At 60.2% G+C, this 13729-nt stretch carries 13 protein-coding genes and 1 pseudogene; 4 read left to right on the top strand and 10 right to left on the bottom strand.

Translation table 11 applies throughout. The features are described from left to right. Positions 1 to 133: 133 nt before the first annotated feature. Positions 134 to 1729, top strand: a complete 1596-nt coding sequence (locus tag BR41_RS17635; RefSeq protein WP_051711278.1) for a chitinase — start codon at positions 134 to 136, stop codon at positions 1727 to 1729. Between the two features lie 131 nt (positions 1730 to 1860). Here BR41_RS17635 and BR41_RS23750 read toward each other — a convergent pair whose 3' ends face one another. From BR41_RS23750 to BR41_RS17595, 8 genes are all read right to left on the bottom strand, one after another. Continuing rightward, positions 1861 to 2415 carry a GNAT family N-acetyltransferase gene (locus tag BR41_RS23750; RefSeq protein WP_211251800.1) on the bottom strand — a complete coding sequence of 185 codons (555 nt, stop codon included), beginning with the start codon at positions 2413 to 2415 and terminating at the stop codon, positions 1861 to 1863. 22 nt (positions 2416 to 2437) lie between these two features. Further along, the gene (locus tag BR41_RS17625) at positions 2438 to 2692 is read right to left on the bottom strand and encodes a Txe/YoeB family addiction module toxin (protein WP_035059671.1); all 255 of its coding nucleotides are present in this window, start codon (positions 2690 to 2692) and stop codon (positions 2438 to 2440) included. Then, complete coding sequence (locus BR41_RS17620; protein ID WP_035059670.1) at positions 2693 to 2956, bottom strand: type II toxin-antitoxin system Phd/YefM family antitoxin; 264 nt, start codon at positions 2954 to 2956, stop codon at positions 2693 to 2695. 96 nt (positions 2957 to 3052) lie between these two features. Next, entirely contained in the window at positions 3053 to 4135 is a 1083-nt protein-coding gene (gene ada / locus BR41_RS17615; RefSeq protein ID WP_035059668.1) for a bifunctional DNA-binding transcriptional regulator/O6-methylguanine-DNA methyltransferase Ada, read from the bottom strand. 216 nt (positions 4136 to 4351) lie between these two features. Then, positions 4352 to 5866 carry a ubiquinone biosynthesis regulatory protein kinase UbiB gene (gene ubiB, locus BR41_RS17610; RefSeq protein ID WP_035059665.1) on the bottom strand — a complete coding sequence of 505 codons (1515 nt, stop codon included), beginning with the start codon at positions 5864 to 5866 and terminating at the stop codon, positions 4352 to 4354. Next, positions 5866 to 6426, bottom strand: a complete 561-nt coding sequence (locus BR41_RS17605) for a ubiquinone biosynthesis accessory factor UbiJ (RefSeq protein WP_035059663.1) — start codon at positions 6424 to 6426, stop codon at positions 5866 to 5868. The genes ubiB and BR41_RS17605 overlap by 1 nt, the downstream gene beginning before the upstream one ends. Continuing rightward, positions 6426 to 7157 (bottom strand): bifunctional demethylmenaquinone methyltransferase/2-methoxy-6-polyprenyl-1,4-benzoquinol methylase UbiE, encoded by a 732-nt coding sequence (gene ubiE, locus BR41_RS17600; RefSeq protein ID WP_035059662.1) that lies wholly within the window; start codon positions 7155 to 7157, stop codon positions 6426 to 6428. Before ubiE ends, BR41_RS17605 begins: the two co-directional genes overlap by 1 nt. Before the next feature lie 15 nt (positions 7158 to 7172). Next, on the bottom strand, positions 7173 to 7544 hold the full coding sequence (locus tag BR41_RS17595; RefSeq protein WP_035059660.1) for a gamma-butyrobetaine hydroxylase family protein: 372 nt from the start codon (positions 7542 to 7544) through the stop codon (positions 7173 to 7175). A 175-nt stretch (positions 7545 to 7719) separates the two neighbouring features. Here BR41_RS17595 and phoB point away from each other — a divergent pair, with 175 nt between their 5' ends. The 3 genes from phoB to tal all read left to right on the top strand — a co-directional run bounded on the left by phoB (position 7720) and on the right by tal (position 11280). After that, positions 7720 to 8406, top strand: a complete 687-nt coding sequence (gene phoB, locus BR41_RS17590; RefSeq protein WP_035059658.1) for a phosphate regulon transcriptional regulator PhoB — start codon at positions 7720 to 7722, stop codon at positions 8404 to 8406. A gap of 136 nt (positions 8407 to 8542) precedes the next feature. Beyond that, positions 8543 to 9832, top strand: coding sequence for a phosphate regulon sensor histidine kinase PhoR (gene phoR / locus BR41_RS17585; protein ID WP_035059656.1), 1290 nt, complete (start codon positions 8543 to 8545; stop codon positions 9830 to 9832). Positions 9833 to 10197: 365 nt separating this feature from the next. After that, positions 10198 to 11280, top strand: coding sequence for a transaldolase (gene tal / locus BR41_RS17580; protein WP_035059654.1), 1083 nt, complete (start codon positions 10198 to 10200; stop codon positions 11278 to 11280). A gap of 436 nt (positions 11281 to 11716) precedes the next feature. On the opposite strand, the gene BR41_RS17575 is transcribed toward tal, so the two are convergent. Both BR41_RS17575 and BR41_RS25610 read right to left on the bottom strand, forming a co-directional pair. Next, positions 11717 to 13432: a ShlB/FhaC/HecB family hemolysin secretion/activation protein gene (locus tag BR41_RS17575; protein WP_035059652.1), complete on the bottom strand. Its 1716-nt coding sequence runs from the start codon at positions 13430 to 13432 to the stop codon at positions 11717 to 11719. Beyond that, positions 13417 to 13729: pseudogene (locus tag BR41_RS25610) on the bottom strand (hypothetical protein); the annotation flags it as partial. The pseudogene BR41_RS25610 and the gene BR41_RS17575, both read right to left, overlap by 16 nt.

Here is a 13729-nt window from a genome sequence, read left to right as displayed (position 1 = left end):
CTTTGCGCAGCATGCAACGCACGCATGGCTCGTACACACAAGCGCTTGACTTGAAAGGGAATATTTATAGAATTCCCCTCGATGACAGCAGCATGTTGTCATCACGTAAAAAATCAAACTAAAGGATGGAGTGATGAAAACGACCTTGTTCGCACGCGGACACGGCAAGCTGGCGCTCGCGCTGCTTCCCGCCGCACTGGCAACGCAACTTGCGTTCGCCGCTTATCCGGCCTGGCAGGCGGATACCTACTACACCGCCGGCACCATCGTGGTTTACAACGGCCACGACTACAAAGCCACCGTCAATCAAACCGACTACAGCAGCACCGGCTGGAACCCGACCGTTGCCAGCCTGTGGACGGATCTGGGCGCGGATGCCGGCGGTACGCCGACAGCCACCCCGGCCCCCACGGCAACCCCAGTCCCGACCCCCACGCCGAAGCCAACAGCAACGCCGACCCCATCGATCACCCCGGTGGTCGACCCGACACCGAAACCCACCGCCACACCGACACCGGTCAGCTCCTGCTACGCCGCGTGGGATTCCACCAAGGATCACTACAACGGTGGCGACAAGGTGACCTACCAAGGCGTGAATTACGTCGCCAACTGGTGGACCAATGCCAACCCGGCCACCAACAGCGGCCCGTCCGGCTCTGGCAAGGACTGGACTGTGCTGGGCAACTGCGGCGGCGGCACACCGGTGCCGACCCCAACGGCCACGCCAACCCCGAAGCCGACCGCTACCCCGGTGCCGACGGCGACCCCAGTCCCGACAGCAACACCGACCCCCACCCCGACGCCAATCGGCACTCCGGTCCCGAGCGGCACGTTGCCCAAGCATGTGCTCGTCGGCTACTGGCAAAACTTCGATAACGGCGCGGCAACCGTTTCGCTCGCCAACGTCAACAAGAACTACGACGTGATCGAAGTCGCCTTCGCCAACTCGACCTCGACCCCGGGCGGCATCTCGTTCACGGTCGATTCCGGCCTGGCCGGCAAGCTCGGCGGCTATACCGATGCCCAGTTCACCAGCGACATCAACACGCTGCATAGCCAGAACCGCTTCGTGGTGCTGTCGATCGGCGGCCAGAACGGCAATGTCGACCTGAGCTCGGCCACCAACGTGACCAACTTCGTCAACAGCGCCTACGCGCTGATCCAGCAATTCGGCTTTGACGGCATCGATATCGATCTGGAAAACGGCCTGAGCATCAGCGGGCTGGAAAGCGCACTCACGCAATTGCGCCAAAAGGTCGGCTCGAAGCTCATCGTGACGATGGCCCCGCAAACCATCGACATGCAAGCCGGCAGCCAGACCTACCTCAAGGCCCTGCAAGACCTAAAGGGCACCGGCATCATCACGATGATCAACACCCAGTACTACAACTCCGGCAGCATGCTGGGGCGTGATGGCAATGTGTACTACGAAGGCACCGAGGACTTCATGACCGCCCTGGCGGACATCGTGCTGCAATACGCCACCCCGGATCAGGTCGGCCTTGGCCTGCCTGCCTCCAGCTCTGGCGCGGGCAGCGGCTACGTTGACCCGTCACTGGTCAACAAGGCCGTCGATTGCCTGACCTCCGGCACCAACTGCGGCAAATACATCCCGGTCGCGAAGTACCCGACGTTGCGCGGCGTGATGGATTGGTCGATCAATTGGGACTTGAGCAATAACAACAACTTCGCCAACACGGTGAAACCGCACCTGAACAGCTTGCCGTAACGCTGTTTGCCGATGCCTGGGTGGCTTTGGCTGCCTGGGTATCGGGTGCTTGAAACAAAAAAAAGGACAGGCTTCGGCCTGTCCTTTTTTTATTTCACGTCAATGAGTGCAAGAGGTAATGAAATGAAGAATTAGCTTTCTGTCAGCCGAAGACACATGTGCATTTCATCGTGATGCTCGCCATCAATGATCAAGGCACTTGGCTCTTGGCCAAACGATTTGAAACCAAGCGACTCATAAAGCTGGATCGCATGCGCGTTACGCGCATTGACGCTCAGATTGGCTTGGCTAATGCCACTCACCGATTTCGCCAATGCAAGTGCTTGCAAAAGCAAGCGCCGCCCAAGCCCTTTTCCACGGGCACTTGGCGACACATACAGACCCCAAATAAGCGCCTTGTGCTCCAGCTTCTTCTTGTTGTCTCGACCAAGCGCAACAAGCCCAACGAGTTCGCGCTCGACAAAAGCGCCAAAGACGCCACGGTCTGGATGGAACGCAAGACGTCCCTCGATCATAGCGACGGGGAAATCTTTCTCTTCCTCATAGCTCGATCCGAAAGCGGTCGGCGCGTCTTGGAGTGCGCTAAGGCGTAATGCCTGGAATGCGGCAGCGTCGTCTGGGGTAAGTCGGCGAATAGTCATATGAGGCAAGGACAACAGTAGTTGAATGGGCGATGAGGAACTCATAGGGCAATTGCAAAGAACCTGATCAGTAGTGATCCCTGCATTGCAAGACGGTCACGGTGTCGTCGCGAACCGCGTACACCAGGCGATGTTCATCATTGATACGGCGAGACCAAAAACCGGAAAGCTGATGCTTCAGTGGTTCCGGCTTGCCGATGCCGACGAATGGATCGCGCTGGATTTCGCGAATCAGCAGATTGATCCGTTTCAGAATCACCCGGTCGGTCTGCTGCCAATACAGGTAGTCCTCCCAGGCATTGCGGTCGAAACGGATATCCATTCATTCGGCATCCGGATCGAGCAAATCGTGCTGCTCGACTTCGCCATTTTGGTAGCGCTCCACTGCAGCCATAAGACGCTGTGCGCCCTTGGGATTGCGCAGCAGATAGGCGGTTTCTTCCAAGGCGTTGTAATCGTCCAGCGACATGATGACAACGGGCTTGCCGCGCTGGGTGGTGACGATCACGGGTGCGTGGTCATCGTTAACGCGGCGCATCACGTCGGCGAAATGCTGGCGCGTATAGCTGGCGGTAAGGGCATCCATACTGGGAAACTCCAAAAAAGATTGTACGAAGTTTAGCAGCATTCCTTCGTACCCTTACCCAGTCCAGGTTTGGCATTTTCAACCAACCATGGCGCGCTATTTCGTCGACTCAGCCACCTGCTCCAACGCCAGCAAACTCCGCTTGCGCTCAATCCCCCACCGATACCCGGCCAGTGCGCCGTCATTGCGCACCACCCGGTGGCAGGGAATCGCAACGGCGATCTTGTTGGCCGCACAGGCAGCTGCGACCGCCCGGACAGCCTTGGGCGAGCCGATGCGCTCGGCGAGGTCGGTGTAACTCAGCGTTGTGCCGGCCGGGATGTCGCGCAGCGCTTGCCATACCCGCAACTGGAAGGCGGTGCCGCGCACGTCCAGCGGGAGGTTCAGCGGCTGCATCGGAAGATCAACAAAGCCGATCACTTGCGCCATCCATTGCTCGAAATCTGCCTCACCCCCAGTCAGCTGCGCCTGCGGAAAACGGTCTTGCAGATCGTGTACCAGCGCTTCGGCCTCATCACCGAGCAGGATGCAGCACACGCCTTTGTCGGTTGCGGCAACGAGGATTGCGCCGAGCGAGCATTGACCGACGCCAAAGCGGATCACCTCGCCGCGCCCGCCAGATCGATATTTGGCCGGGGCCATGCCGATGAGGCCGGTGGCATCGGCATAGAAGCGCCCGCTCGAGTTGAAGCCCGCATCGTAAATAGCCGCCGTGACCGACTCGCTGGCGGGCAGTGCATCGGTCACGCGCCGGGCGCGGTTGGCGGCAGCGTAGTCCTTGGGCGTGAGGCCAGTGACGGCTTTGAAGATGCGGTGGAAATAGAAGCGACTCAGCTCGGCGACTTCTGCCAGCTCATCGAGCGTCGGCAGCGTTTCGCTGGCTTCGATCAGACGGCAGGCCCGACCAATTGCTGCGGCTTGGCGCTCAGCGAGCGGCGCTTCGTTGGGTTTGCAACGTTTGCACGGGCGAAAACCGGCAGCCTCGGCATCGGCGCAACTGGCATGAAAGCGAACGTTCTGGCGCTTGGCCGGCCGTGACGGGCAAGAGGGGCGGCAGTAGACGCCCGTGCTGGCGACCGAATACCAGAACACGCCATCCGCCCGCCCATCACGCGCCTGCACGGCGGCCCAGCGTTCGTCGTCGGTGGTGAAAACGGGGAGATCGGTAAGGGTGTTCATGGTGTTCTCCAAGGCGGCTGACCGGTGTGATCGATGGGTTGATCTTGCCGCGGCCGGCGACGGGGCACACTCCGTCGCTTGCTTTTGAATTGGAGCACATGAAAAGGAATATATGTAGCCACGCAGGATGGGTTGAGCTTGCGATACCCATCGCTCACGTTGAACGAAACCGCATGGGTATCGCTTGCGCTCAACCTACGGGATCCACGAATGCGGCTACTTCAGCCAGAGCGTGACGAGCAGCCCAGCCAGTAGCGCCGCAATCGCGCCCAACAGCCAGTTACGTTTCTTCTGTTCCCACATCAAACCACGATAGCCGGTGATCAACAGTTCGGTCGGGTTCTGGTTCACGAGTTCGTTGAGCTTGCGTGGCAGGGTTGGCAGCAGCGCGGCCCATTGCGGGGCTTCGCGCTTGAGGTTGCGCCACATGCCGCGCCAGCCGATCTGCTCGTTCATCCAGCGCTCCAGGAACGGCTTGGCGGTTTGCCACAGGTCGAGATCGGGGTCGAGCTGGCGGCCGAGGCCTTCGATGTTGAGCAGCGTTTTTTGCAGCAGCACCAGCTGCGGCTGGATTTCGACGTTGAAGCGGCGGCTGGTTTCAAACAGGCGCAGCAACACGGTGCCGAAGGAAATCTGCGAGATCGGCTTATCGAAAATCGGCTCGCAGACGGTGCGCACGGCCGCTTCCAGTTCTTCGACGCGCGTCTCCCGCGGCACCCAGCCCGATTCGATATGCGCCACGGCCACGCCGTGATAATCGCGGTTGAAGAAGGCGAGGAAGTTGATGGCGAGGTATTGCTTGTCGCTCTCGCTCAGTGTGCCGACGATGCCGAAATCGAGGGCGATATAGCGGTTGTCGGCGGCGACGAAGATGTTGCCGGGGTGCATGTCGGCGTGGAAAAAACCATCGCGGAACACTTGGGTGAAGAAGATTTCCACGCCGAAGCGGCCGAGTTTTTTCAGGTCGATGCCGGCAGCGCGCAGCTCGTCGATGCGGCTGATCGGCGTACCGTCCATCCATTCCAGCGTCAGTACTTCGCGATGCGTCCAGTCGTAGAACACTTCCGGCACGATCAGCTGGCTGGAGTTCAGGAAGTTGCGGCGCAGTTGCGCGGCATTGCCGGCCTCGATCATCAGATCAAGTTCGTCGTGCAGGTATTTGTCGAATTCAGCAACAACTTCGCGTGGCTTGAGGCGCTTGCCGTCGGCGAACAGTTTTTCCACCAGTGCGGCCATCACGCGCATCAAGGCGAGATCGGAGTCGATCACCGGCAGGATATTCGGCCGCAGCACCTTCACCGCCACATCGCGGCCGTTTGGGAGCTTGGCGCGGTGGACTTGGGCAATGGATGCGCTGGCGACCGGCACGCGGTCGAATTCGGCATACAGCTCGCCGATCGGTTTACGCAGGCCGGCTTCGATCACAGCGACAGCAACATCCGCATCGAATGGTGGTACGTCGTCCTGCAGTTTGGCAAGTTCGTCGGCAATGTCTTCCGGCAGCAGATCGCGGCGTGTAGACAGCACTTGGCCGAATTTGACGAAGATCGGGCCGAGGTTTTCCAGCGCCAGGCGCAGGCGCACGGCGCGCGGTTGGCTCAAATCACGCCAGAAGAAAATGCGAGTCAGAAATTTGCGCAGACCATGTACGCGCTCGTGGCCGAGCAGGAATTCATCCAGCCCGTAGTGAACGATGACGCGGGTGATTTTGAGCAGGCGGAAAAGGCGCATCAGAAGCTTTTATGGTTGAGGCGTTCGATACGTTTTTCCAAGCGCGCCACGTCATCACGCAAGGCGTCCACATCGTGCAGGAAGGCCTGGACGTCCGGCTTGTTGGCGAGCAGTGGTGCTTCATCACGCCAGTATTCGATCAGGTGCACGAACATGCGGGAGCCAATGGCACCGGGGATACCGCCGACCTTGCCGGCCAGCCACACCAGCCGGTTGGCAGCGACGTCGCCGACGAATTGCGATAGTTCTTCCGCCGCATCCCAGCGCACATGGCCGAGTACGCGGCCGATGCCGGCGGCGAGGTCGGCGTCACCGGCCAGCTTCAGCTGTTTTTGCGCGGCGGTGCGGTCGAAGGCGAAGGTGATGAAGAAGGCCAGCGGCAAGGTCAGCGTGGCTTCCGCATCGGCGGTGCTTTTCTGCCAGCGCCAGTGCTCATCGATGGTCAGCGTGGCGGCGATCACCGGGAATTCCAGCCGGATCACCCGGCCGTGATAGCGCGCCAGCTCGCCACGCGCCGTCGCGTCGCGATCGAACAGGCGATTGAGCAGGCTGGCGAGCATCAGATCTTGGTGCCTTTGTGCAAGGCGACCACGCCGGCGCTCATGTTGTGGAAGTCGGCGCGGGCGAAACCGGCGTCGAGCATCATTTGCTTGAGCGTCTCTTGATCCGGGTGCATGCGGATCGATTCGGCAAGGTATTGGTAGGACTCGGCATCGTTCGCCACCAGCTTGCCCATGAACGGCAGCAGCTTGAACGAGTAGAGGTCGTAGGCCGGCTTGAGCGGCGTCCAGACCTTGGAGAACTCCAGCACCAGCAGGCGACCGCCCGGCTTGAGCACGCGGTGCATTTCCTTCAGCGCAGCGTCTTTGTGCGTCATGTTGCGCAGGCCGAAGGCGACCGAGACGATGTCAAAATAGTTGCTCGGGAACGGGAGCTTTTCGGCATCGCATTGCGCCACCGGCAGGGCGTAACCGGCATCCAGCAAGCGATCGCGGCCGACGCCGAGCATGGAGCTGTTGATGTCGGTGAGCCAGACCTGACCGGTCTTGCCGACCTTTTTCGAGAACGCTTTGGAGAGATCGCCCGTGCCGCCGGCGATATCCAGAATCTTGTCGCCGGCCTTGGCGCCGCTGGTTTCGATGGTGAAGAACTTCCAGGCGCGGTGCAGGCCAGCGCTCATCAGGTCATTCATCACATCGTATTTCTGCGCGACCGAGTGGAAGACCTCGGCGACTTTCTGCGCTTTTTCCGATTCGTCGACGGTTTTGAAGCCGAAGTGGGTATCGCTCATGGTGTTTTCTCAGTCTCAGTCTCTTGATGCACCGGCTGCGCTGAGCCGATCCAGATAATCTTGCCACTTGGCCGCCTGATCGCGCCCAAGCTCGTAGAGGTAATCCCAGGAATACAGGCCGGAATTGTGGCCGTCGTCGAACACCAGCTTGGCGGCGTAATGGCCGACCGGCTCGATGGCGACGATGTTGACGTTGCGCTTGCCGGTCTGCAGCACGCCCGGCCCGATACCGTGGCCGCGCACTTCGGCGCTGGGCGACATCACCCGCAGATATTCGCACGGCAGCGAGAAACGCTGGCCGTCGTCGAACGCGATATCGAGCACGCGTGAGGTTTGATGCAGTTTGATCTCAACGGGGAGCGGCGTTGCCGCATTGAGGCCGGCCATGAGCAATCACGTGTAAAAACGGTAAGACCCGAATGATAACGCGCACTGGCGGCTGCGCGCGACGATTCGCCACCCGCTGAATGGTTCCCTGTCTGCGACTTTATATACGGACTTGTCATATTAGATTCACAATGGAGTACTAATCTCGCAACAATTGAAAATTGTGAGGTCACCAATGCCCGCCAACATCCTGCTGGTCGAAGACGAACCGGCAATCCAGGAATTGATTGCCTTCAACCTGACGCAAGCCGGTCATCACGTCATGCGTGCAGACTCGGCCGAATCCGCCCAGCACATCGTGCGCAACGCCCTGCCCGACCTGATCTTGCTGGACTGGATGTTGCCCGGCATGACCGGTATCGAGCTGGCCCGCAAGCTGCGTTCCGAAGAGCGCACCAAGACCATCCCGCTGATCATGCTCACCGCCCGCAGCGACGAGCAGGACAAGATCACCGGCCTGGATACCGGCGCGGATGACTACATCACCAAGCCGTTCAGCCCGCGTGAATTGCAAGCCCGCATCAAGGCCGTGCTGCGCCGCCGCTCACCGCAAGTGACGGACGATGTGGTCGAAGTACAAGGTCTGCGCCTCGACCCGACCACACATCGCGTTACCGGCAACAACGACCACATCGACCTCGGCCCGACCGAATTCCGCCTGCTGCATTACTTCATGACCCACCCGGAACGCGTGCATTCGCGTGCCCAGCTGCTGGATCAGGTCTGGGGTGATCACGTGTTCGTGGAAGAACGCACCGTGGACGTGCATATCCGCCGCCTGCGCTCGGCACTGGAAGCCACCGGGTTCGATCGGCTGATCCAGACGGTGCGCGGCACCGGTTATCGCTTGTCCGCCCAATAAGCCTGTTGCACGTTCTGTGCGATAGGCTGGGTGCAACGACACGGTCATCAAAGTTAAAGCTGGATCACTCTAAAATGCGTGTGGCGCCCCCGATCAGGACAAGCGCTACCGCCCTCTTTCACCTCGGTCGATCCTCATGCTCTGGCTGCGCTCCATCATTTATTACCTGATCGTCACGTTGGTCGCGCTGATGATCAGCGCGGTACACGGCACGGTCTGGGGATTGACCTTCGCACTGGTGGTCGTCGGCGCATCACTGGTCTTCCATCTCTACAATCTGGGCAGCCTGTACAAGTGGGCGCAGAAACCGCGCGTCGAAACCGTGCCGCGCAGTTTCCTGCTGTGGCAGGACGTCTTCGACAAGTTCTATGACCAGGTGCGGCTGCAGAAGAAGCAGCAGGATCGCCTGGCCAACACGCTGGAGCGCTTCACCAGCGCCGGCGAAGCGCTGCCGGACGGCGTGATCATTCTGGACGAGCACGACCGCATCGAGTGGTGTAACCAGGCCGCCAGCACCCATCTCGGCATCGACCGCATTGCCGATATCTGGCAAGTCGTCACCAACATCCTGCGCCAGCCCAGTTTGCGCGAATACCTGCGCACGCAGGATTTCTCGCACCCGCTGTTGTTGCGCACCACACGGCCAGCCGAGCAAGTGCTGTCGGTGCAATTGGTGCCATTCGATTCGACGAGGAAGCTCTTGCTCAGCCGCGACATCACCCAGCTCGACCGCGTGCAAACCGTGCACCGCGACTTTATCGCCAACGTCTCGCACGAACTGAGAACCCCGCTGACGGTGGTTGGCGGCTTCATCGAAACCATGATCGACATCCCCGATCTCGATCCGACCACCCGCCAGCAGCAGCTGCAACTGATGTACGACCAGACGCAACGCATGCAGCGACTGGTCGAGGATTTGTTGACGCTCTCCAAACTGGAAAACGGCCAGCAGCTGCGCGAGGAAGAAGTCGACGTGCCGCAGTTGATGCGGCTATTGAAGAGCGAGGCCGATGGCTTGTCGCAAGGCCGGCATACCATCCGCATCGGCGCCATCGCCTCAGTACGCTTGATCGGCAATCACGACGAGCTGCATTCGGCCCTTAGCAATCTGGTGTCGAACGCGATCCGCTACACCCCGCCCGGCGGCACCATCACCCTGAGCTGGCGTGCTGAAGGCGAAGTGCCATTGTTCTCGGTGCAAGACACCGGTATCGGCATCTCGCCTGAGCACATCCCGCGCCTGACCGAGCGCTTCTACCGGGTGGATCGCGGCCGTTCACGCGCCACGGGCGGCACGGGTTTGGGCTTGGCGATTGTCAAACACATCCTGCAGCGACATCAGGCACAGATGGTGATCCGCTCGCGCTTGGGCGAAGGTAGCGAGTTTGCGGTGAAGTTTCCGGCGCAGCGGTTGTTGGTGGAGTGATCCGCAATCAGCCCATGATCTTGCGGAGATGATCGTTTCAAGCCGCACGGCATTTACCTCCCCCTTTTTGAAGGGGGATGGAGGGGGATTTCGGCCTCATTCCAATTTGAGATACCGCCGAAATCCCCCCTAGCCCCCCTTCACAAAGGGGGGAATACCATGGCGAAGATTTTAGGGCGGGCGCTCAGATCCCCTCCAGACCACCTACCCCCTCCACCCTATTGCCCCAAATTTAATTTCACCAATCGCAAGATAATTTTGCCGAGGCCTTTGCACTTTGCGCCTACGCGGTGTCAAACTCTTACCCTTCCCTGATGCGCTTGCCGCCATCGGGGCTCCCCGACCAATCGCATGAGGTGTACGCCATGAGTAGAATCGCCGCCATCAAACCCTTCGGCCAACGGATCTGGCTGGACAATCTGTCGCGCGGGCTGTTGCAATCCGGTGGGCTCAAGAAACTGCTGGACGACGACGCGATTGCTGGTGTGACCTCCAACCCGGCCATCTTCTACAAAGCCATTTCGAGCGACCCGCTTTACGCGGACGACCTCGCCAAACTCAAGACCAACGCCGCCCTCTCCGCCGAACAACGCTACGAAGCGCTGGTCGTGCCGGATGTGCAGGCCGCTTGCGATCTGAACCACGCCCAATACAAATCCAGCGAAGGCCTCGATGGCTACGTCAGCCTCGAAGTCTCGCCCTTCCTCGCTAACGACGAAGAAGGCACCGTGGCCGCTGCCAAGCGCCTCTGGGCCGAAGTCAGCCGCCCGAACCTGATGGTCAAAGTCCCGGCCACGCAAGCCGGTATCCGCGCCTTCGAGCGCCTGATCACCGCTGGCATCAACGTCAACATCACGCTGATGTTCAGCCTCAAGCAAACCGACGACGTACTCACCGCCTACATTCGCGGCCTCGAAGCCCGTCTGGCCGATGGCAACCCGGTCGATCACGTCCGCGCTGTTGCATCGGTGTTCCTGTCCCGCGTTGATGTACTGCTGGACAAGCGCCTCGAAGCCATCGGCACACCGGAAGCGCTGGCATTGCGCGGCAAGAGCGCCATTGCCTTCGTCAAGGTGGCGTATCAGCACTACAAGCAACTGTTCCACGGCACCCGCTTTGCGCAACTGAACAACGCCGGCGCGCATCCGCAACGCCTGCTGTGGGCGTCCACCGGCACCAAGAACCCGGCCTACCGCGACACCCTGTACGTGGAAGAGCTGATCGGCCCGGAAACCGTCAACACCGTGCCGGATGCCACGCTGGATGCCTTCCGCGATCACGGCGTTGCTGCCGCCGAGCTGGAAACCGGCACTGCGGACGCAATCAAGACGATGGCCGAACTGCGCAAGCTCGGCATCGACTTCAACGCGGTTGGCGAGCAATTGCAGACCGAAGGCCTGAAACTGTTTGATGAAGCGTTCGAGAAGCTGCTGCAACTGACGGCCTAATCGTTCGCGCTCCAATGAAAAAAGCCAGCCGGTTCGGCTGGCTTTTTCGTTTGGAGCGCTTGTAGGAGCGAGCTTGTGCCCTGCAAGCGTGCGATAGTTTTTTATCGCTCAGCGAGGAAATACCCTTGGGGTACTCGCGATGGCAATGGTCAACGAAGCCGCGTCATCGCGAGCAAGCTCGCTCCTACAGGACACCGCTTTGTGTAACTGAACTGGTTCACGCCGGACTGGGTTTTTCCAAGAAGCTGTTCAAAGTCTCGCAAACTGCCAGCTTGAAGCGCTTCAGCGTGTTACTTCCCCCTTCTCGAAGGGGGATGGAGGGGGATTTCGACGCCAGTGGATATTGAGATGTCGCAGAAATCCCCCCTAGCCCCTATACCTGAACGAATCAAAGATTCGCACGGCACAAAAAGGGGGGAACGGCAACGTAACGCACTCAGTAACGAACAGCGATATTGCCCCAGAACATATCTTGATGCATGGCATCGACGGTGGCTTTCGACAGCTTGGCAATATCGCGACGGGCATAGCTCGCACTGAACACGGCACGACCGGGCAACGCATAGCTCAATCCAGCGCCATACCCCCCCAGCGCAAAGATGTTTTCATATTGATTGGATGTCTTCTGGGTCGTGCCACGCCCGTAGTCATAGAACAGCTGCGCCGTCAGGCCATCGACCCACGGCACGGACCAGTTCACCGTTGGCGTGAACAACCAGCCGGTATCCACACTCGCCACATCGCCATTGAAAGCCCGGACTCCGCTCGGGCCGCCAAGGCTCATTTTCTCCGAACCATCCAGATTACGACTGGCCTGCTGCGCGCTGAAGGGCAAATCGAGATACAGGCCCGGCATCAGCCCTTGCGACAGCTTCACGCTTTGCGTGGTTTTAAGGAATTTGCCGTTGGTCCGGCTCCAATCCCCTGGCGTATTCGTAAAATCACCGCCACTGATGGAGAACTGATACTGCAGCACGTTAGGCAGGCCAGCGATCTGGCCTTGCACATCACCAGACAATTGCAGTGTTGCCATCGATGCTGACCGCAGATCATCACTCAGACTGGAATCAAACATCTGCTTGTAGTCGAGATTCGCGCTCAGGCTCAGGTTGCGTGTCGCGGTACGTATCAACGGATAGCTACCGTACAGACTCCACACCTTTGCGAACCCTTCAAACCCGTATCGGCGATAGGTCTCCCCACCGAGCTGATACCCCACCTGCGAATAGGCAAACCCCGCCCGGCCGCCATCCGCGCCCATCGGCAAGTCATACGACAAACGCCCGATCCAGGTATGCCCGCCGCCATCGCTGTCGTGATTGGTCTGGATCACTTCGGGCGCTTCGTACAACACCGCCTGAAAACGATCGCCCATGCCCAGCGGGCTGTTCAACGTGAGCTGCGTGCCCATCCGCAACTTGCCGCTGGTCTTGGAGCCGTTGTTATCCATGACCAGCAAACCTTCAATCCGCTCGCCCGGGGCCACGTCCACCGTTAGCGCGGAGCCGCCCGGTTCCTGCCCGGCCGCCAATACCGGCGTCGTACCGCCAACCCCCGGCAGATCCGCCAGACGCAGTAGCTGGCTTTCCGCCGTCGGCACGTCGCCCGTCGGCGAAACGCCCTTGGCCAGATAACTCTTGAGCACCTTATCCATCACCAGCGAGGTGTTCTTGCCCAGCGATGCCGATTCGATATGGCCGCGCAGCACCTTCAGATGCACCACGCCGTCGACGATGTCCTGATTCGGCACATAGGCATAGCTCAGCCGCTCGCCGCCATCCTGCAAGGCCATCGTCACCTTCACGGCCACGTTGCGCACCATGCCAAGCGACATCTGCTGATCGCGATAAGGCGCGACCGCGGCATCGACTGCCGCCCGCAATGCCTCCGGCACGTCGTCCACCTCAATGCGTGCGACATGGAATGCCTCCCCCGCCGTGGCATCGTCCTCGGCATGCGCGCGCCCGCCACCCAATGACATATCGCTATCCGAGCGGGGCGTCATCGGTGCATTCAGGATCGGGTTGTTCTGCAGCAACGAGCCGCTGGACGGCAAGTCCTTGGGAAGCGGTGAAGTCGGCTCCGGCGCAGCGACGGACACCGCAGCGAATGCACCGCAAACGAGTGCGCTGCAGGTCAGGCGGCCAGACACAGGGCAAAGCGCGAATGATCATCCAGGATGGTCAAGGGATGACAGCGGCCGGCACGCGAATCAGTCAGCGGGAAATGGCCCTTGAAATCCATCTGCCACAGCAGATTCGGCGCGGCGTGCTCGAAGCGCTGGCGGGCTTGCTGCGTCTGCATTGCATCGCCCTGAATGGCCCGGCCGTGCCGACGCAGAATGGCATCGATGGTGCTGGGATGGGGTTTGAGGGATGAGGCGGGCAACAGGGCTTGCAGTTTGCGACTGCCCCAGCAGGGATAGGCGTCATGCAGCGCCAACAGCAGG

The sequence above is a fragment of the Andreprevotia chitinilytica DSM 18519 genome (assembly GCF_000711875.1).
GTDB lineage: Bacteria > Pseudomonadota > Gammaproteobacteria > Burkholderiales > Chitinibacteraceae > Andreprevotia > Andreprevotia chitinilytica.
This window is presented reverse-complemented; position numbering and strand designations above follow the sequence as displayed.